Annotated in this window: 16 protein-coding genes; 4 read left to right on the top strand and 12 right to left on the bottom strand. The window is 65.8% G+C overall.

Annotated features, from left to right (window positions below; all coding sequences use genetic code 11):
- The 8 genes from ITJ43_RS05940 to rfbF all read right to left on the bottom strand — a co-directional run bounded on the left by ITJ43_RS05940 (position 1) and on the right by rfbF (position 11396).
- Positions 1–1827, bottom strand: a complete 1827-nt coding sequence (locus ITJ43_RS05940) for a rhamnan synthesis F family protein (RefSeq protein WP_194582897.1) — start codon at positions 1825–1827, stop codon at positions 1–3.
- Between the two features lie 74 nt (positions 1828–1901).
- Positions 1902–3812 (bottom strand): rhamnan synthesis F family protein, encoded by a 1911-nt coding sequence (locus tag ITJ43_RS05935; protein ID WP_194582896.1) that lies wholly within the window; start codon positions 3810–3812, stop codon positions 1902–1904.
- Positions 3809–4681: a glucose-1-phosphate thymidylyltransferase RfbA gene (gene rfbA / locus ITJ43_RS05930; RefSeq protein WP_194582895.1), complete on the bottom strand. Its 873-nt coding sequence runs from the start codon at positions 4679–4681 to the stop codon at positions 3809–3811. The genes ITJ43_RS05935 and rfbA overlap by 4 nt, the downstream gene beginning before the upstream one ends.
- Positions 4682–4767: 86 nt before the next feature.
- Positions 4768–6864, bottom strand: coding sequence for a hypothetical protein (locus tag ITJ43_RS05925; RefSeq protein ID WP_194582894.1), 2097 nt, complete (start codon positions 6862–6864; stop codon positions 4768–4770).
- A 317-nt stretch (positions 6865–7181) separates the two neighbouring features.
- A complete protein-coding gene (locus ITJ43_RS05920) occupies positions 7182–8144 on the bottom strand; it encodes a PDR/VanB family oxidoreductase (protein ID WP_194582893.1) in 963 nt (320 codons plus the stop codon).
- Between the two features lie 12 nt (positions 8145–8156).
- The gene (rfbG, locus tag ITJ43_RS05915; protein ID WP_194582892.1) at positions 8157–9200 is read right to left on the bottom strand and encodes a CDP-glucose 4,6-dehydratase; all 1044 of its coding nucleotides are present in this window, start codon (positions 9198–9200) and stop codon (positions 8157–8159) included.
- A 2-nt stretch (positions 9201–9202) separates the two neighbouring features.
- Entirely contained in the window at positions 9203–10504 is a 1302-nt protein-coding gene (gene rfbH / locus ITJ43_RS05910) for a lipopolysaccharide biosynthesis protein RfbH (RefSeq protein WP_323741139.1), read from the bottom strand.
- Between the two features lie 118 nt (positions 10505–10622).
- Positions 10623–11396, bottom strand: coding sequence for a glucose-1-phosphate cytidylyltransferase (gene rfbF / locus ITJ43_RS05905; RefSeq protein ID WP_194582891.1), 774 nt, complete (start codon positions 11394–11396; stop codon positions 10623–10625).
- Positions 11397–11523: 127 nt separating this feature from the next.
- Here rfbF and ITJ43_RS05900 point away from each other — a divergent pair, with 127 nt between their 5' ends.
- Together ITJ43_RS05900 and ITJ43_RS05895 are read left to right on the top strand one after the other, a co-directional pair.
- Complete coding sequence (locus tag ITJ43_RS05900) at positions 11524–12060, top strand: dTDP-4-dehydrorhamnose 3,5-epimerase family protein (RefSeq protein WP_194582890.1); 537 nt, start codon at positions 11524–11526, stop codon at positions 12058–12060.
- Positions 12057–12935 carry an NAD-dependent epimerase/dehydratase family protein gene (locus tag ITJ43_RS05895; protein ID WP_194582889.1) on the top strand — a complete coding sequence of 293 codons (879 nt, stop codon included), beginning with the start codon at positions 12057–12059 and terminating at the stop codon, positions 12933–12935. The genes ITJ43_RS05900 and ITJ43_RS05895 overlap by 4 nt, the downstream gene beginning before the upstream one ends.
- A 6-nt stretch (positions 12936–12941) precedes the next feature.
- On the opposite strand, the gene ITJ43_RS05890 is transcribed toward ITJ43_RS05895, so the two are convergent.
- A complete protein-coding gene (locus tag ITJ43_RS05890) occupies positions 12942–13790 on the bottom strand; it encodes a glycosyltransferase family 2 protein (RefSeq protein ID WP_194582888.1) in 849 nt (282 codons plus the stop codon).
- Positions 13787–14311 carry a GtrA family protein gene (locus tag ITJ43_RS05885; RefSeq protein ID WP_323741138.1) on the bottom strand — a complete coding sequence of 175 codons (525 nt, stop codon included), beginning with the start codon at positions 14309–14311 and terminating at the stop codon, positions 13787–13789. The genes ITJ43_RS05890 and ITJ43_RS05885 overlap by 4 nt, the downstream gene beginning before the upstream one ends.
- 140 nt (positions 14312–14451) lie before the next feature.
- Here ITJ43_RS05885 and ITJ43_RS05880 point away from each other — a divergent pair, with 140 nt between their 5' ends.
- Together ITJ43_RS05880 and ITJ43_RS05875 are read left to right on the top strand one after the other, a co-directional pair.
- Complete coding sequence (locus ITJ43_RS05880; protein WP_194582887.1) at positions 14452–15498, top strand: glycosyltransferase; 1047 nt, start codon at positions 14452–14454, stop codon at positions 15496–15498.
- Positions 15491–16411 (top strand): NAD-dependent epimerase/dehydratase family protein, encoded by a 921-nt coding sequence (locus ITJ43_RS05875; protein WP_194582886.1) that lies wholly within the window; start codon positions 15491–15493, stop codon positions 16409–16411. Before ITJ43_RS05880 ends, ITJ43_RS05875 begins: the two co-directional genes overlap by 8 nt.
- Here ITJ43_RS05875 and ITJ43_RS05870 read toward each other — a convergent pair.
- Entirely contained in the window at positions 16404–18749 is a 2346-nt protein-coding gene (locus ITJ43_RS05870; protein WP_194582885.1) for a hypothetical protein, read from the bottom strand. The genes ITJ43_RS05875 and ITJ43_RS05870 overlap by 8 nt on opposite strands.
- Before the next feature lie 131 nt (positions 18750–18880).
- Positions 18881–19999: a glycosyltransferase gene (locus tag ITJ43_RS05865; RefSeq protein ID WP_194582884.1), complete on the bottom strand. Its 1119-nt coding sequence runs from the start codon at positions 19997–19999 to the stop codon at positions 18881–18883.
- Positions 20000–20001: the final 2 nt, after the last annotated feature.

The following is a 20001-nucleotide window of genomic DNA, read 5'->3' as shown; positions in this document are numbered from 1 at the left end:
TCAGCCTCTTCTCGACAGGATGCGGCGCACGGCGCTGCGTCCGCGAATAGCCCAATCGACGCTCCAGCCGAGGAGGCGTCCGACGCGTGGATGCAGTCCGAAGTACATCCGCACGAAGTCGCCCACGCGACCAGTCCCGGTGTACCCGGCCTGCTTGAGCAACATGATCCGGTCCACGGCGTCACCGGGAACGGTGGCCGAGAGATGGTCGAAGTTGAACTCCATCGACGTGTAGCTGATCGACAAATACTCCGTGGTGGAGACGGTGCGCGTATGGTAGCCGAGCTCGCCCGCCGCATACGAGGGCATCCGTTCCAGGACATGCGCCAGGCCACCGTCGCGATACGCCTCCACTCCCCCGAAGTCGGCGTATGACCACTCGTGTTGAACGAGAAGGCGCAACGCTTCCGGGCGCGCGATATACATCGAGCCGTAGGGCGCCAGCGGAGAGATCTCGTCGAGCGGAACCTGGATGCCGAGTCGATCACAGTATCGTGCGAAGTCTTCCTTGTTCGCCCACCAGGCCCTCCCCATCGTCGGGTAACCGATATGGATCATCGGCGGATAGACGAGTCCGAGTCCCGGTTCGTTCTCGAACAACTCCAGCAATTGAGCGACATGACCGCGGCTGGCGAGGAGGTTCTCGAACTGCTGCCTGCGGAAGTGCCGTCCGATGTTGAACCCGTCTTGGGGGGTCTTCTTGGAATGCAGTTTGACGACGAGGTCATAGTCATCGCTCATGAGGATGTCGCGACAACCGATGAGGAATGCACTTTGGTCTCGGCCATCGTTGGAAGGCAGGACGCGGATCTCGAACCTTCCGCGCGCGTGCCGGTGCGACATGATTCCGGAGATCTCAGCTGCCCGCTCGGCATCCGACGTGGTGATCACGAGATCGTAGTCACCGGGAAGATTGTCCACCAGGTCGACCATCTCGTTCGTCATCTCCGGATAGAAGATGTGTAGGAGCGCCACGATGCGCAACGCAGACGCGGGTGCCTTCGGTGGAGCTGGCTCGATGTCCGCCCCATCAAGGACGTTGTGGAGGGCGGCATTGGTATTGAGTACCCGCGGTTCGACCGTGCGGGCGAGGTTTCGGAGGATCAGTTCGACGGGGTATCCGTACCGCTCGGCCTGCGCGATGAGCCATCGGCCTATGACGGCATGCCGCACGAGAAAGGGTGGCCAGTGGAAGAGAGGTCGCCGCTTGAGTGTCGGGCACCCGTCTCGCATGAGCAGGTCGGGGTTGAACAACGCGGGGTGACCAGTGGGGTAGTCAGCCGAGGGGAACGCGACATCCGCCGTGAATCCGCGGCCGGTGAAGTGCTCGGTGAACAACGCTTCGTGACTCAGCACGGCATCGAAGTAGCTCGGCATGGCCGGAAGATCGCGCCAATACGATGCCCAGGCATCGGAGCGGAGCATGCGCTGCCGGACAGCGATCCAGTACGACTGCAGGTGATACGGCAGTACACCGTTCGACGTGAAGGGGTTCGGAACTTCGCGCGGGTGGTCGGTCATGCCCCAGAAGTCCGCGGAGCTGCCATCCATCCGATCGAATAGGGCATCGAAAGGTCGCACAGGGCCGAACCACGTGTCATTCGTGAAGATCACTTCGTCGAAGTCGCCCAGTTCGGGTCCGAGGTGATCTATGACGTGCTTGTGTGCCCAGATGTCGTAGCCGACGTTGGCCCGGACGAGCACCTCGTCCGACACCTCCCGCACCTTCGCTCGTCCCTCTTCGGTGAGCGATCCGTTCACGACGACGACGATCCGCTCGGCATGCGGACGCAAATTTTCCAGCGCGTAGGGGACGAAATCCTCCATGCCGCCGCGGCTATCCCAAACGGCATAGACGACGAGGCGCCGAGGCCGGGTCTGAAGCTGATCGGTCATGTCGGTCAGGTGCTCCGGTGTCGACGAGCGAACATCTTCAGGCGTCGAGTCGCCGTGTGAGCGAACGAGATGAGCCGCCGCGTCGCCGTCGGGTGGTTGAGTCGCATGTACATCCGGACGAAGTCGAGTGCGCTGGCGTTGCCGATACGGCCCACTCGATGCAGGAACTGAATCTGCTCGACCGGATATCCCGGGGTTGTCGACGAGAGCTGATCGAGAGTGAACTCAAGGGCGGGGTGATTGATGTCGGCGTGTTCGCTCGTGAGAACGGTTCTGCAGTGGAAACCCAGCTCCCCCATCGCGTAGGAGACCATCCGCTCCTGTGTGTCCCCGAGCGGGGCGTCCGGATGGGCGGCGTCAGGACGCGTGTAGTCGCCCTCGGTCCAGGCGCGCTCCGCCATCACTCGCAGAGCCTCGGGCCGGAAGACCATCATGCCGCCGTACGGTGCGAGCGGTGAGACGTCATCTAGCGGGACCCGGATGCCCAGACTCTCGGCAAGCGCCTCGGCGCGCCCCCGCGTCGAACCCCATCCGGCGCCCAGCGGAGAGCTGCCGAACAGGTTCGTCGGCGGAAACACCGCCCCCAGACCCTCCTCTCGATCGAAAAGGGCGAGGAGGTTGGCGACCGATCCGGGCGAGCCCAGCAGATTGTCGAGCTGGTATCGCACGAAGTGACGGTCCGCGTTGAACGAGTCGCGGCGAGGGTGCGCCGCGACGACCCTGAAGATCAGGTCGTACGTGCCGTCCAGCAGGGTGTCTCGACAGCCGATGAAGAGCGCACACATGGCATCCGCCCCACCCACGGACAACACGCGAACGTCTGCCCGCTCGATCCTCGCATCACGCTGGTGTGCGATCAGCGCCCGCACACGCGACGAATCCGCCTCCGATGTCACGGTGACGATCAGGTCCGTCGGCTGCGGGAGATTTCGCGCGTATTCCAGCACCTCGCCGAGTGCGTCGACGTCGGCGCAATGCACGACGACGGCCAGGCGCCGTGGTTCGCGAACCGCATCGACCGGCCACGGCCGGTCCGGGAGTACCTCAAGCGCGGCGGTGTTCGCGTTCGCAACCCGCGGCGCGACGTTTCGTGCGATGTCTTCCCAGATCAGCGGAGTGGGATAGCCATGGCGTTCCACCTCGCGCAGGATCTCGCGTCCGATGACCGCGTGGCGATCGAGAAAGGGCGGATAGTGGAAGAACGGCCGACGCTTGAGGAGCGGGCATCCGTCCTCGAGAAGAAGGTCGGGGTTGAAGAGTGCCGGGTGGTCGGTCGGGTAGTCCTCCGAGGGGAAGGCCACGTCATGACGGAAGCCGGCGTCGGCGAAGTGCTGGGTGAACACGGCCTCGTGTTGGAGGACGGCATCGAAATAATCCGGCATGGCGGGCAGGTCTCGCCAGTACGCCTCCCACGCCTGAGACGAGAACATGCGGCGTCTGACCGCAATCCAGAACGACTGCAGGTGGTAGTGGAGCACGCCCACCCCGGTGAAGGGGTTCGGCTCTTCGCGGGCGTGGTCGGTCATGCCCCAGAAATCCGCCGGGCTCGCCTCCATCCGCGCGAAGACCGGTCCGTACGGGCGCACCGGTCCGAACCACGTGTCGTTCGTCAGAAGTACTTCATCGAACTCGTCGATCCGATCGCCAAGATGATCGAGTGCGTCCTTGTGCCCCCAGATGTCGAATCCGCGGTTCTCGCGGACGAGGATCTCGTCGGCGAGAGGCTCGAGTGTCGCCCTACCCGCGTCGGTCAACGAACCGTTGACCACGACCATAAGCTGTGCGGCGTGCTCGCGAAGCCCCTCCAGCGCGTGAGCGACGTAGCGTTCGACGTCCCCGCGACGATCCCAGACGACGTAGACGATCAGCCTGCGAGTGGCGACCGCGGCGGGCTCGTCGTTCGGCCGCGCCGTCACACCCGACCTTGTTCGAGCGCCTTCAACAGGTACTGACCGTATCCGCTCTTCACGAGCGGCTCGGCACGCTCGCGCAGTTCGTCGTCCGTGAGGAAGCCCATGCGCCACGCGACTTCCTCCGGGCATCCGATGGAGAGACCCTGGCGCTTCTCGACGGTGCGGATGAAGTCTGTCGCTTCACTCAACGAGTCGAAGGTGCCCGTATCGAGCCACGCGGTGCCACGCGGCAACAGCTCAACCTTCAAATCCCCGCGGTGAAGGTATGCGAGGTTGACATCGGTGATCTCGAGCTCGCCACGAGGAGACGGCTTGAGGCTCTTCGCGATCTCGATCACGTCGTTGTCGTAGAAGTAAAGCCCCGGAACGGCGTAGTTGCTCTTAGGCTGCGCGGGCTTCTCGGCGAGCGACACCACTCGACCGTCGCTGTCGAACTCGACGACTCCATACGCCGTGGGGTCGTCGACCCAGTACCCGAACACCACGCCTCCCGAAAGGGAGGTGTACTGCCGTAGCCGCGAACCCATGCCTTGACCATAGAAGATGTTGTCGCCGAGGACGAGGGCGACCGCGTCGGAGCCGATGTGGTCTTCGCCGAGGATGAATGCTTGGGCGAGCCCGTCCGGCGACGGCTGCGTCTGGAAGGTGATCGACACCCCGAACTGCGACCCATCGCCCAACAGGCGCTGGAACTGGTCGGCATCCTGGGGAGTGGTGATGATCAGGATGTCACGGATACCCGCCAGGATCAGCGTCGAGAGCGGGTAGTAGATCATCGGCTTGTCGTAGACGGGCACCAACTGCTTGGAGATAGCCCGCGTGATCGGGTGAAGTCGCGAGCCGGTTCCACCGGCGAGGATGATTCCGCGCATCTCTCTAGTGTCGATGATCGACGCGGCATCACCAAACCCGGATCACCCGCGACGCACGCGTCACCGTGGTGATTGCGCGATGCCAATCACCGAGTGGACTGCACCACAGTGGGTGCCCATTTCGGCCCCTGCAGACCCAGCCACACAGGACTCGGCTCGCCGCCGATCGTGCACGACGTAGACGAGGCGGTGATCGCTATGGATCCCTTACCGTCGGCGTCGAGCTGGACGTCGGTGTCGTACGTCTGCGATCCGGTCACGGTGACGGGCGCGCCATCGATAGACGCCGTCACGGGTCCGCACGGCGGGGCGGACAGCGTCAGAGAGGCACGTACCCGAGCCCCCGGAGTCCCCTCGACGCGCAACGTCGACTGCTCGCTGAGCATCCACCACGACACCGGCAGCGAAGCAGTCTGTGTCGCCACCGTGAATCCCGTCTCCGGCGAGACCACGTCATCGGCCGGCTGCGGACCGTCGAGATCGAAGAACGCCCAGCGCCCCGAGCTCGAAACGATCTCTGGGCTGCCGAACGCGCGCTGAGCGCCGACGGCCTCCGCCAAATTGCCGTACGCCCACGTATCCACTTGGATGCCGCAGAACCCGGCTGCTCGGGCGCGCTCGAGCAGCTGCTGCGGATCGTCCTTGACGTCCATCCCCCAGTCCCCCAAGGAGGTGCCCTTCATCGCTCCGTAGCTCCATCGCAGGGTATCGCTGTAGATGTAGGTCCAGAGGTGGCTGTAGTCACCCATGCGGTTGATCGGCGGCGCCTCGGGGTAGAGCATCAGCGGAAGCTCCAGAACCGCGCAGCCGTCCGGCACGTGCTCCTCGACGGCGTCGACGTAACCGCGAAGCTCCGAGTCCATCGCGCGGCCCCAGCCGATCGGCAGACGCTGCCCGCCTGCCGACAGATCGACGACAGCGGACAGGGCCATCACAATACCCAGTGCGACCGCCCCGATGCGGACGAGTTTCTTCGCGCTCGAACGCCAACCGCTGAGCATGAGCCCCATCACCAGGAACGCCGATCCCGCGACGAAGACGGAGAACCGCCCCCAGGCCCGGATGTCGTTGCTGATCCAGAACGAGAACAAGGCGCCGAGGCCGCCCATGACGAAGAACGCTGTGGTCAGCAGGAAGATCCCCGGCCAGAAGGAAGCCCGGCCGACGGCACCGTTCAGGTCGCCCCGCGATCGCGCCGCCCATCTGAGAGCCACGACGACGCATGTCACCAGGATCGCCAAGACGCCCGCGGACGAGAGCAGCGCGCTTCCTTCGAAGGTGCCGTTGGTCGGGAAGTCGAGATCCAGGAAGCGGTCCGCGATCCGGCCGGAACGCGTCGTCAGGGCAGGAAAGAACAGGGTGGCCGGATTGCCGCCGTAGAGATAGGACTCGGCCGGGTAGCGGACGACGCTGACACCCGTTGACGGAGACGAGATCGACAGTGCGTTGATCAGCACCGCGACGAGAGTCGTCAACGGCACGAGCGCGATCACGAGGAGCGTGCGCCACCCCGGCCAGGATCGCCGTGGCCACAGTCGCGTCACGACGAGCACAACCATCATCAGGATCGTCGTCATCAGCGCGTAGTACACGCCGTTCGCACCGATGATGACCGCCGCGACGACCGCGATCGGCAGCACCCAGCGGGGGCGAGGACGTTCGAGACGACGGCGCGCGATGAGGCTCACCAGGAACAGCGCAAGCGGTACGGACACGTAGCTCGCGAGGAAGACGTGGCTGGAGGCGCGGACGAAGTGCCAGGGAAGCACAGCGAAAGCGATGGCCATCGACGCGGCGAACACACGGTCCACCGACTCCCATCGGAACACCAGGTAGGTGGCCACGGCAACGGTGAAGAAGGTGCCCAACGCGAACACATTCACGGCGGCGATCGCCGACGGCGTGAGGTGGGCGAGCACGGCGATCTGAAGCATCGAGAGCAGGTCGGTGACCGGGAAGTGTCCGTGATCCTGGAAGCCCGGGAACCCCAGATCAGGGTTGATCAGGAACCAGTGCCCGCGGCGGAGGCTCTCCGCGTAGGAATAAACCGGGATGAGATCCCCGTCGCCCCAGGGCACGTCGAGGCTCCCGAGACGCACACCCGTCGCCCACATCGCAATGGCGACGGAGACGAAGCCGATGATGACCGCCAGCACCGGGTCGAGCCAGCGCGCCCGACTCACCCTGTGCCACATCGTCGAGGCGCGTGCGCCTCGTGGCACGCTATCCGCTTGCAGTGCGGTCACGATCCCTCAACCCGATGTTCCACGCCCACTCCCGTCGACCGTCGACCGTCGACCGTCGACCGTCGAAGATCGAGTCGCGACTGTCCGCTCCGTGCGTCCGACACTCCCGCGGTCGCAGCCCGGTGCCGGAAGAGCCCGACACACGAGCATCCATCCTACGGTGAAGTCCCGGCACCCCCAACAAGGGAGGCGCCTGCGCGCCGCACTCACCCTTCGTGGACCACCGGAGGGTGATTTGGTTCGGTCAGGTCAGGTCAGAGATCCAGCTCGAGACGGTCACACCCGGGCTTCGCTCGCGACACGCAGATCATCATGGTGCGAGAAGACAGCCGGTCCTGCGGCCGGAGGATCGAGTCGCGATGCTCGACGTCGCCGAGCAGGACACGCGTCTCGCACGAGCCGCAGGTCCCCTCCATACAGTCGCCGGGCACCACGACTCCCGCGAAATCGGCCGCCATCAGGATGCTCTCGTCGGTCGGCACGACGAACTCGATGTCGGAGGCCGCCGCATAGACCGTGAACTCCTCGTTCTCTGTCGAAGCCGCATCCTTCGGGTGAAAATGCTCCAGATGAAGGAACGGAAGACGATCCGGCCCCGACATCTCCGCTTCCACCGCCGCCATGAGGCGGTCGGGACCGCAGCAGTACACGCGCGTTCCCGCATCGAGGCTCGCGAGAGCTTCGTCAACGTCGAACCGCTGCCCATCGCTGGACGCGTAGACCTCGACGTGTTCGGGGAACTCGGCCTGCAGCTGAGCAACATACGCCATCGTCTCGCGTGAACGCCCCAGGTAGACGAGTCGCCACGGCACTCCTCGTCGTTCCGCCGCGCGGCACATCCCGATCATCGGCGTCACCCCAATGCCGCCCGCAACGAAGAGATAGGAGTCCGCGTCGACGACGGGGAAGTGATTGCGCGGACCGCTGGCGTTCACCGACGCCCCGACCTGCAGGTTCTTCTCGATCAGTTTGGAGCCGCCGCGTCCGTCCTGCTCGATGAGCACGGCGACGACCCACTCGGTCGATTCCGCATCGGGCTCCACGAGGGAGTACTGGCGGACCATGTCGGCACCGAGACGCAGATCGATGTGTGCGCCGGCCTGCCACGGGGGCAGGGCAGTACCGTCGGACGACGCGAGCCGCAGCTCGATGATCGCCGGCGTCAGCTGCCTGCGTGCCGTGACACGGAGTGAACGGATCGGCTCAGTCGACGACATGTCGCGGTCTCCTCAGAACCGTCGCGTCCACGACGCGTCACCCGCGCGCTCGGTGAAGCGCTCGATCTGCGCCAGCGTCACATCGCGAGCGTCGGCGCCGCCCCGCACTGCGCGCTCCCACTCGATCGTCCACTCGAGACCACCGGGGAAGGGGAGCGTGTTGTGCCAACCGAGCTCTCGCTTCGCCTTCGACGAGTCGAGCGTCAGCAGAGCAGCCTCGTGCAGGTGGCCACCACTCTCGTCGACCCAACGTGCCCCGTCACCCCACAGCTCGGCGCCGGCATCGGCGATCTGTCGCACGGTCTGGAAGCTGTCCGGGTCGGGGCCGAAGTTCCATGCTCCCGTGCCGGCCCCTGCGAGCAGGGCGTCAGCAAGGGTCAGGTAACCGCTCAAACAGTCCAGCACGTGCTGCCACGGGCGCACGGCGTCGGGGTACCGGATACTCACAGGTGTGGCGGCTTCGAACCCGGCCACGAGGTCGACGAGAAGGCGGTCCTTGCTCACGTCGCCGCCTCCGATCACATTCCCCGCGCGCGCGATGGCTGTCGGGGCTCCGGGGAAGCTCGTCATCCACGAATGGGTGAGGATGTCCGCCATCGCCTTGGACGCGCTGTAGGGATCGTCGCCGCCCAGAGCATCCGTCTCCACGTACCCTGCCCGCTGACCGATGTTGCGGTAGACCTTGTCGGTCGTCACGATGACTGCTGCCTTCGTCGCGGGCGTCGCGGCGATCGCCTCCAGCACGTTCAGAGTCCCGTCGACGTTCGTCTCGAATGTCGTGCGGGGATCGCTGTACGACTCGCGGACGAGCGGCTGCGCAGCGAGGTGCATGACGAGGTCAGCCCCCGTTGCGCCCACGGCATATTCGAGGCCCGCGCGGTCTCGAATGTCGAGGCGAATATCGTCCCGCAACAGCGAGGCAATGTCCGCACGCTCGAACAGGCCGCCCGGGAGCGGATCGAGCGCGATCCCACTCACGTCGTGTCCACGAGACGCCAGGATCAAGCTGAGCCACGCGCCCTTGAAACCGGTGTGCCCCGTGACGAGGATGTGCATACTTACGCGCTCTTCGCCGTCATGAACTCGCGGATCGACTCAGCGACGAAGTCGAGCATCGGGCGCGTCAGACCGGGGTAGGTACCCACCCAGAACGTGCGGTTCATGACGATGTCGGTGTTGGTCAGGTCGCCCACGACACGGAAGTCGACGTTGCGGTAGGCGGGCTGCTTGGTCAGGTTGCCGGCGAAGAGCAGACGCGTACCGATCTTGCGCGCACCGAGGAACGCCATGAGCTCTTCGCGGTCGGCGGGGTGCGCCGGATCCAAAGTGATCGGAAACCCGAACCACGACGGGTCGGAGTTCGGGGTGGCGACGGGGAGGATGAGTCCCTCCGTGCCCGCGAGCTTCGATGTCAGGTAGCGGAAGTTGTCCCTGCGAGCGTCCGAGAACCGGTCGATCTTGTCGAGCTGCGAGACACCGAGCGCCGCCTGGATGTCGGTGGCCTTGAGGTTGTAGCCGATGTGGCTGTACGTGTACTTGTGGTCGTAGCCGAAGGGAAGATCACCCAGCTGCCATCCGAAGCGCTTACCGCAGGTGTCGTCCTGACCGGTTTCGCAGTAGCAGTCTCGACCCCAGTCACGGAACGACTCGACCTGCTTGCGAACGAGGGGTGACTTTACGAACACCGCGCCGCCTTCGCCCGTTGTGATGTGGTGGGCGGGGTAGAAGCTGACGGTCGCGGTGTCGCCGAAGCTGCCCGTCCGCTGTCCGCGGTAGGTCGATCCGAGGGCGTCGCAAGAGTCCTCGACGAGCCACAGTCGGTGCTCCTTGCAGAGTTCCTGGACGGTGTCGAGGTCGAAGGGGTTACCCAGGGTGTGCGCCATCATGATCGCGCGCGTCTTGGGTCCGATCGCCTCGCGAAGCCGGTCGGCGATGGCGTCGTAGGTGCCCAGCTCGATGTCAACGACGACGGGCCGCAATCCGTTCTGGATGATCGGGTTGACCGTCGTCGGAAAGCCTGCAGCCACCGTGAGGACTTCGTCCCCGGGCTGCAGGGCGCGGCGGCCGAGCTTGTGGCTCGTCAGACCGCTCAGGGCAACGAGGTTGGCGCTCGAGCCGCTGTTGACGAACAGTGCGCTGCGCGCGCCGACATACGTTGCGAGCTTCTCCTCGAAGTCTCGGTGGAACCTACCCGATGTCAACCATCCGTCGAGACAGGCGTCTACGAGGGCCGCATAGTCCGAAGGGTCCAAGACCTTACCGGAGACGGGAACGGTGCTTTCGCCGGGGATGAACGGCTTCTTCGCGAGCTCCTCCGCAGCGAATTCTTCGACTAACCCGAGGATCTGTTCTCTCGACACGCTCACGATGCTCCTTCTCCGCCTGTCGGCATGTGGACCGACGCGGTAGTCTACCGCCTCGCCGAGGCACAGCCCGGCGGACGGGCTGTGGGGCTCCCGCGCTCGCGCGTGTGAGCGATCAGTCCCAGATCTTCCAGGGGGCGCCCTTTTTCCACAGATCGTTGAGCATCTGAGACTCACGATATGTGTCCATCGGCTGCCAGAAACCGTCGTGTCGGAAAGCCGAGAGCTGCCCGAGGTCGGCCAGCGTGTGGAGGGGGCGCTCCTCGAGAGGCATCGAGTCCGGCCCCATGTACTCGAAGACAGCCGGCTCGAAGATGAAGTAGCCGATGTTGACCCAATCGTCGGTCTGCGGCTTTTCGCGGAATGTGGCCACGCTGCCGTCGGCATCCATGTCGATCACGCCGAATCGGCTGTAAGGGCGCGTGGTGGTCATCGTCGCGAGCTTCCCGTGCTCACGGTGGAAATTCTGCAGGGCGACGATATCGACGTTGGCGATTCCGTCACCGTACGTGCAGAGGAAGGGCTCATCTCCGATGTACTTCTGTGCCCTCTTGATGCGACCGCTCGTCATTGTTTCGGCACCGGTGTAGGCGACCGTCACCGTCCAGTCGAGTTCCTCATGATCGCCGTGGTAGACGATCGACGAGCTGTCGCTGAGGTTGATGGTGAAGTCCTTGCTGACCGCACCGTAGTTTGCGAAGTAGTTCGCGATCTGCTCGCTCTTGTAGCCGGTGCAGATGATGAACTCTTTGATCCCCTGCGAACTGAGGATCTTCATGATGTGCCAGAGAACGGGCCGTCCGCCGACTTCGACCATGGGCTTCGGACGGAACTCGGTCTCTTCGCGCATGCGGGTCCCGAGGCCACCCGCCAGGAGTACGGCTTTCATGTTTACGGTTCCACTCTGTGCGTCGGACTCGCCCGGGCGAGGGCTCGATCAGTCTATCCCACGGCCGTTTCGCATACCGTTGACCTATGTGCGTGAGCCGTCGTGCGCGAGAGCCGAGGAGAAGCAGATGAGTACGCCCCACGAGCCTGTCCTCTTGGACACCTTCCACGTGGCCGACCAGCGAGGGACGTTCTCCAAGCCGTACAGCTACGCACTCGGCGAGGTCCCTTTCGTCATCCGCGAGCTGTTCTGGAGCACCTCAAGCCCCGGCACGGTTCGTGGGATGCATCTCCAGCTCGCGCCTGCCGCAGCGGCAAAGCTCGTGTGGGTGTCCGCGGGCGAGATCGCCGACGTGCTCGTCGATGTGCGTCCAGGGCCGAGCTGGGGAACGATCAGCCGGTACCACCTCGCCGCGGCGGAAGGCACGGCGCTGTTGGTACCGGCCGGCTTCGCACACGGGTTCCAGGCTCTGACCGAGGACACCATCGTCAACTACGCGCAGGACCGGGAGTTCTCTCCCGCACACGATGCGGGCATCAACTGGCGTTCCGTGCCCATCGACTGGCCGCTGCCGGTCACGTCGACGTCCGCGCGCGACGACGCCTTGCCGACTCTCGCCGAGTTCGGCGCCAGACGCGACGACTCGGAGGCATCGGGACGATGAAGGTAGCGGTCACCGGGGCCACCGGATTCCTCGGACGTGGGCTCGTGCGCACGCTGCGAGCGCGCGGATGGGAGGTCGATGTCCTCGTCCGTGATGGTACGACCGAGGTCGTGTCAGAGCTGACGGCGATCGGCGCGGGGGTACGTATCGTCGACGGACCGGCGGGGGCCTCGGCGGCCGTCGAGGCGAGCGGCGCGGATGCCGTGGCCCACCTGGCGACGCACTACCTCCGCACCCACGCGCCCACCGATATCGGCCCGCTTATCCGTGCGAACGTCGAGTTCGGGACGGGTGTCCTCGACGCCGCGGCTGAACTGTCGGTTCCCGTCGTCACGGCCTCGAGCTTTTTCCAATTCTCACAGGGGCAGGCGCAGCCGAGCTCCCTGTATGCCGCCACGAAGCAGGCATTCTCAACGATCGCGTCGTACTACCGTCGAGAGCGGGCGGTCGATGTGCGCGAGGTCGTCCTCTACGACACGTACGGGCCCGGCGATACCCGCGACAAACTGATCCCGCTCCTGGTCGGCGCCGCCCTCAGCGGCGACGAGGTGCGCCTCGGAGTCAAGGACCAGCCCCTCAACCTGACCTACCTGGACGACGTGACCGACGCGCTCGCGATTCTGCTCAGCGCGCCGTCACCGGCGCTGACGACGATCCGCACGGAGTCGGTTCACACCGTGGGCGAGATCGTCGATGCGATCGGAAAGCTCGCGGGAAGACGACTCGGTGTCCGATACGCCGACGGCACCACGGTGAACGATCGCCCCCTCACCGCGGGCGACTGGCCGACGCCGCCCGGTTGGGTGCCGCAGGTCAGCCTCGTCGACGGGCTCGCACGTACGCTCGCGGCGTCCCGGATGACCGGCGGGGCGTGAGCGCGATCACGACCGCGCAGCGGCCCGCCTCGCGGCGGCGCGGCTGGAGAACTCGTTGACGATCCTGCGCGCGACGAATTTCGCCGGAATCATGACACCGGCTTTGGCGCGCTGGGTGCGCGTCAGTGTCAGGCCGCCGTCGACGATCCTGGCCTCGACCCATGATCGGAACTCGCGGAGCTGAGCGTTGCCGACCGCGCTCGACCACGACGTCGCGCTGATCCGGAAGCCCGCATCGACCGAAGCGAGCCCTACGAACGTGCCCTGCGCGAGCACGCGCGCGTACAGGTCGAGGTCGGTGAGATAGGGGAACTCTGAGGTGAAGGGAAGCGCGGCCAGCAGTGCGTCGCGCCTCATCAGCACCGCAGAGGGCTCGCCGAACGCGTTGGTTCCCGAGCTCACGGAGTGAGCCAACGCCCGGCGGCCTTCGTGGATCCCGATCAACCCTCCGAGGCCATGGGATGTCATGACGACACGATCGTCGCCATCGACGACTCGGCGCCGCGATGCGACCATCGTCGCGCCCGTCTCGCGCGCTGCGGCGAGCTGGCGCGCAACACCACCCGGCGTGACGAAGTCATCGGCACACAGAAGCTTGACGAAGGTTCCGCTCGCCTCTTTCGCAACTGCCGTCCAGTTCTGCCCCGCGGTGAGGTCATCGGTTCCGGTGATGACGCGGAGCCGGGGATCATCGACCGCCGCCAGCCACGCTGCCGTGCCATCGGTCGAGCAGTTGTCTCGCACGACGAGCTCGCCGTCGGGGGGCAACTCGGCCAGCGCCGATCCAATGGCATCCGGGAGATACGGCATCCCGTTACGCACGGGCACGACGATGGAGAGCTCCGGCACGGTCATCGCCCGTCCTCCGAGGGTGCGTTCGATGCGGCCTCGCGACGGTCGTGCGCGAAGGCCTCGGCGAGGGGATCACGCGCGGGTTCCGAGGCGTCCGCGCGCCGGAACGAGAAGAAGCGATGCCCGAAGTAGCTGAACAGCGTGGTGACGACGATGATGCAGCCCTGAGCGGCGATCCGCGGGATTCCCACGGCCACGAGAACCGGGAGTACCAGGATGTTGATGGCAAGCGGCACCGCGTAGACGCTCTCGAAGCGGAGGAAGTCGATGAGGACGTTACCCGTGACGCGAAAGACGAAACGCCGATAGAGCGCGAACGCCAGCAACGACGCGATCGCGTGGGCGATCAGCAGCGTCGCGATCGAGGCGACCACCCGCAGGCCCGCATTGTCCAATGCGCGGCCGAGAGTGAGATCCAGGACCACGAAGACAAGGAAGCCGAATGCCGTATTGATCCCGCCCACCAGCAGAAACCGGAATCGGTGATCGCGAACGATCCTTCCGGCCGTGTCTTTCACCGGCACGTGGGCTTCCTCTCAACGGCTTCGGCGGTCGGGGCGACCGCCGCGTTCTACGTTACGGGATGCCTCCCGAGCACCGGCTGTGCATGCCGCCCGCCTCGACAATGCCGGACACGCGGTCGGTCGCTGACACAATGGAGCACATGCAACCGCTCACCGAGTCCGCCGATGGACACGAGGTGCCGGACGACGTGCCGCCTTTCGTCCACCGCATCTCCATCGTCATCCCCGTGTACCAGGGCGAGCGGACGCTGGGCGCGATCATCGAAGAGATACGTCCCCTCACCAAGCAGTTCGTCACCGGCGCCGGACACCTCGCCGTGGTGGAGGAAGTCGTACTCTCCTACGACCGCGGGCCGGACCGGTCGGCCGTTACCATCCGGAGCCTGTCGGCCCAGTTCCCCTGGATCAAAGCCATCTGGCTGAGCCGCAACTTCGGCCAGCATGCGGCGACTCTAGCGGGGATCGCCTCGTCAGGCGGCGATTGGATCGTCACTCTCGACGAGGACGGCCAGCACAACCCCGCCGACATCGCCTCGATGCTCGATCACGCGCTGCGTGAACAGGCGGATGTCGTCTACGCCAAACCCACCAATTCCCCGCCCCATGGCGCGATACGCAACGCTGCTTCACGCCTGAGCAAGCGGCTGCTCGAAACAGTGTTCGGAGGACGCGACGCCGAGAACTTCAACAGCTACCGGCTCATCCTCGGCGAGATCGGACGCAGTGTCGCCGCCTATGCCGGAACCGGCGTCTACCTCGACGTGGCGCTCGGTTGGGTGGCCGCGCGCGTGATCACCGCCCCGGTGGCGTTGCGCGAAGAGGGCGATCGACGCTCCGGGTACTCGTACCGCCGACTCATGGGCCACTTCTGGCGCATGATCCTCACGTCAGGGACGCGAGGACTGCGCCTGGTCGCCGCCGTCGGCTCGCTGTTCTTCGTGGGCGGAATTGTCTACGCCCTCGTCCTGGTCTCGATGCGTCTCGCGTCAGGTGACATCCCCGAGGGATGGACGTCGCTGATGGTGATGGCGTCGGTCGGCACCGGCATCATCCTGATGTCGCTGGGAATCGTGGCGGAGTACGTCGGCGTCTCCGTGAACATGGCGTTGGGCAAGCCCGCGTACCTGATCGTGCGCGACCCCGACGCGGGACCACTCGGACGAGGAGAAACCCGCCGCCGTGAATAGGTGGATCATCGGGCGTGGGCTTCTGGGTAACGCGGTCGCCCGCGCGCGCCCCGATGAGCCGTTTCGCATCGACATCCCGTGGTCCGACTCGGCCGAGGCGAGCCGCTCTCTTCATGCAGGGCTGAGTCGATTCCTCGCGCAGACCACGGGACCGGTCGAGATCTACTGGTGCGCGGGCAAGAGCGTCACCTCCACCCCTCGAGAACAGCTCGACCGCGAGGTAGGCGTCTTCCGCGACTTCGTCTCGTCCCTCAGCGACGTGTCGGCTGGGGACCGGGAAAGAGTGACGTTCTTCCTTGCGTCCTCAGTGGGCGGCGCGTACGCGCATTCCACACGGCCGCCGTTCACCGAGTCGACCACCGCGGTCGCCGGCTCCGACTACGGCAGAGCGAAGCTGGAGATTGAGCAGATCCTGCGCGACGGCACCGCCGCCGGGGGGTGGCGCTCCTTCATCGGTCGCATCACGAACCTCTACGGACCCGGGCAGGACCTCGGCAAAGCGCAGGGCCTGATCTCCGTCGTCGCACGCACTTTCCTCACCGGAACGCCCGTCTCTATCTATGTCTCCCTGGACACGCTTCGCGACTACATCTTCGAGGACGACTGTGCCCTCGTCGTCGACGCGGGAGTCCGCCGCGCCGCCGCGCTCGATGTTGGGAGCGTCGTGACGAAGATCATCGGAGCCATGACGGCCGTGTCGGTCGGGGCGATCCTCGGGGAACAGAACCGGCTACGCCGTCGTCGATCGCCGGTCATTCTCGGCGGCGGCGACCCGCGCGGGCAGTCACGTGATCTCCGTGTGAGATCGGAGGTGTGGACAGACCTCGACGGTCTCGTCAGCACCACCTTCAGTGCCGGACTCGATGCTGTCTTTCGAGCGCAACTCGCGAGCTACGCCCGCGGAATCAACTGACCGGAGCGCCCTTCGACAACCCGGCGAACACGTCGTCGGACATGACGAGGATCGGCGGAACCGTTCCCCCGGTGACACGCAGCAGCGTCGCCCAATCGGGCACCAGCCGATACACGCCGCCATCTGCCATGTAGACCTGAGGACCGCCCTTCGCCTTGACGAAGACCTTCGGAAGAGGCGCGGAAGACGAGGATACGGGAATCCGACCACACGTCGCAGACGAGAGCGCGGCAGGCGTAAACCCGGTCGCGGCCTCAGCGGTGACCGCTGTGCGACCTCCGCCCCCGACGAACCAGGTGGAGTCACCGCAGCGCACCCATTGCCCGAGAGTCGCGCCTGCGGCCAGGGACGCGCCGTCGGCATCAGATACAGCGGTGTAGTCGAGCACGATCCCCGCGTCGGCCGCAGCAGCGGGCGACGCGATCGCGTTCCGGGTCGCTCCGCTGACCAGGGAGAGAGTGGGCCCCGTTCCGATCTTGACGATGAGGCCGTCCATGACGGGAGCACCGACGGACAGAGCTGCGATGAACTGATCCGGAACGGTCAGAATCGTCGGGACGACACCTCCGGATGCCGCCAGCAGCGCGGCCCACGCGGAGACTCGTCGGGTGGCGCCTTGTTCGATCAGATACACCCAATCGGCGCTGGTCGACTTCACGAACAGTGGACCGTCCACCGGGGTGGCCGCGATCGGGAAGGCCGCACACGTCACCGCGGTGACATCCGTGGTCGGCAGCCCTGCGCGCGCCGGATCGGTGAGACGGACGAGTTGTCCCGACGAGGCGATGTAGGTCACTCCATCGCACCGGAGGGTGGGCGTGACCGTGCCTGCCGGCGAGTATCCGGCGAGCAACTGGGCTTGGGGCACGAAGGCGATGTTGGATGCCGATCGACCATAGGCGGCGACGTCCGACCACGCATTCACGGCGAGGAGTTTGGACGAGTCTGCGGTGAAGTAGACCTGAACGTTCTCGTTGCTGCGCACCAGCTGCCCGGGCGCGAACTGGAGCGCCTTTTTCGTCTTCTTCCCGTACAGGGTGGGGCTGATATCGAATGCTGTCGGAGTGACACCCCCGTTCACCGAACGAGCAGCAGCAGCATCCCACAGAGGGGTGACGACGCTGGCCGATTCCATACGCCCCCACTGTGTGGTTCCGCGGACAGTGAAGAAGTCAGCGACATCCGCGCCGATCGGGATGAAGTTGAGCATCGACGACGACACATTGGAGGGGGCCGCGCAGGTGCTCCCCCATTCCTGGACTGACGCGCAGGTGAGGAGCTTGTGGCGTTGCCCCCCCTGGATCAACCACATGTCTTGCGTTGTCTCGTCTCGAAGCAATGCGGTGACCGGGCCGGCGTCCGTCACGAAACTCAGATAGGAATCGGAGACGACGGCGGCCGCGCCGTACACCCTCGCGAGCTCGACGTAGTCGCCGACGTCGGTCACGGTGTATCGCTTGGTGCCCGTCGCGAGGTAGACGGTCGGGGCGGAGGCGCTGCGGATCAACGCGGAGGGCACGGCAGTGGTCGAGCCGAACCAGCTCGTGTAGTAGTTGAAGAAGTTGCGGTTGCCGTAGCTCGAGCATCCGTCGCCGAGCCCCCAGCCCGCAGCAAGCGATGCGGCGTTCGGCTGGTAGGGCGTGTAGTTGTACAGTGCCGCGGTCGCGTAGTTCTGGATGTTGAGGTTCGTGCCGCCGCACGAAGAGTTCGGGCTATAGCCGATGAAGTTGACGCCCGGTTGTTTGGCGAAACGTCCCGCCTTGTAGATCTTGAGCTGACGAACGCCCTGCACGATCTGCGGGCCGACGCCCGAGTAGGCGGGATCACACGGCGCCGTGTCCGGGCAGGAAGCCCCCATCGCCGCCTGGAGGTTCCAGTCCGACGGCGCGCTGCTCGTGGTGAGTCCCTGCTCCTTCTGAAGCGTGACGAGGATCACCTTTGCGGAGATGCCGCATGCGACCTGAACCCGATAGATGAGCTCCGACACACGCATCGTGCCGCCTTGGAGCGCGGAGCACACGAGATCGCCCGTCACCGCCGAGTACCACGCATCGCGCGAAGAGATGCTCGCGTTCAACACGTTCAAGCACTTGCCGTTGCCGCAGCCACCGATCCTGGCGTCGAGGAACGCCTGGATGTCCGCTGACGACATCGCATTGCCGTCGTAGAAGAGTGCGTCCGAGATGATGTTCTCAGGATTGAATCCGGTGACCGCAGCGGCCTTGACGATCCCGGCATCCACGGCCGTGGACAGCGCCTGCGGCGCAGCCTGAGCCGGCGCAGCGAGCACGAGAGACCCGAGCAGCGCCGCAGTTGCAGCGACGACCCCGGCGAACATCCGCCGCCGTGTGGGCCGAGCGGGGCGGGGGGACCGGCTTCGGATACGCACGTGACCATTGTTACTGATGTCACGTACTGATACCACCGGGGTACCCCAGACACGCCGAAGACACGCGAGGTAGCGCGTCCTCACAGGTCCGCGTGCAGCTGCCAGACGCGCTCCGCGGCGCCGAGCCAGGAGAACGCTCGTCCCCGGTCGGCAGCGAGCACGGCCTGACGCTCTACGGCGGCGGCAGAGCCGAGCAGAGCGGTGAGCGCATCCGTGAATCCTCCGTCTTCGGCGGACGCCAGCACTCCACCGTCCCACACGATCTCGCGGAGCGAGGTCGACTCCGCCGCGATCACGGGCACGCCGATCGCGAGTGCTTCGACGACCCGCCACGGGAACCCGCTGAGCCGTGAGGGCGCCAGAAGGGCCACCGCACCGCCGAACACGGCTGCACGATCGGCGTCTTCGAGAGCGCCGCGCACATGCACGCGGCCCTCCGCCAGACCGGATGCCGCGGCCAGCTCCACCACGGCCGGCTCGTCACCCGCCGGGGCGTCGAGCACGACGACCGGCAGGTCGGAGCCCGATGACGCGACCGCGCCGAAGGCCTCGGCCAGCCGCGACGAGTCGGCCGACGATCCGGCGACGACGAGAACTCCGTCAGGGATGCCGAGGGCGCGGCGGCGGCCCACTTCGTCGGTCGGCACGGCGAACGCAGCCGGCGCTGCCCCGGCGATGACCCGCACCCGGTCGCCGAGAACGGCGATCTCCGCGAGCCGCTCAGCCAACGCATGGGTGGGAACGACGATGGCGTCGGCGTGCTTGACGGCGCGCTTGAGCATCGCCTTGTGCCAGGTGACCGCCGTGCGCGGCATCTCCCCCGCCCGCTCCCACGCGTCGAGATCCCACATCGTCACGACGATCTGATCGTTGTCGTGCACACGATCGTGCTTGACCAAAGGCGCAAGCGACGTCGGCGAGTGGATCATCCCCCCGCCGATCCCGGGCGCGATCCCCAGCTGCCACGATGCGGCGAGCTCCCGTCGCTGCAGCGACGAGCGTGTCACGTCGACCAGACCCGGTACAGCGCTCTCCAGCGCCGCGGACGCGTCGGCCACCGATGGCACGATCGCCGCGACATCGCAACCGGAAGGGGCAGTGGAGATCACGGCGCGAGTCAGCTCTCGCGAAGCCATGCCGAGATCGGCATGGGTCGGAGCGACGATCTGATCGAGCACGACACGCAGGGTGGTGGTCATGG

The organism is Microbacterium sp. VKM Ac-2870 (assembly GCF_015350795.1).
Taxonomy (GTDB): domain Bacteria; phylum Actinomycetota; class Actinomycetes; order Actinomycetales; family Microbacteriaceae; genus Microbacterium.
The sequence above is the reverse complement of the archived record's forward strand: the minus strand, read 5'-3'. Positions and strand labels throughout refer to the sequence as shown.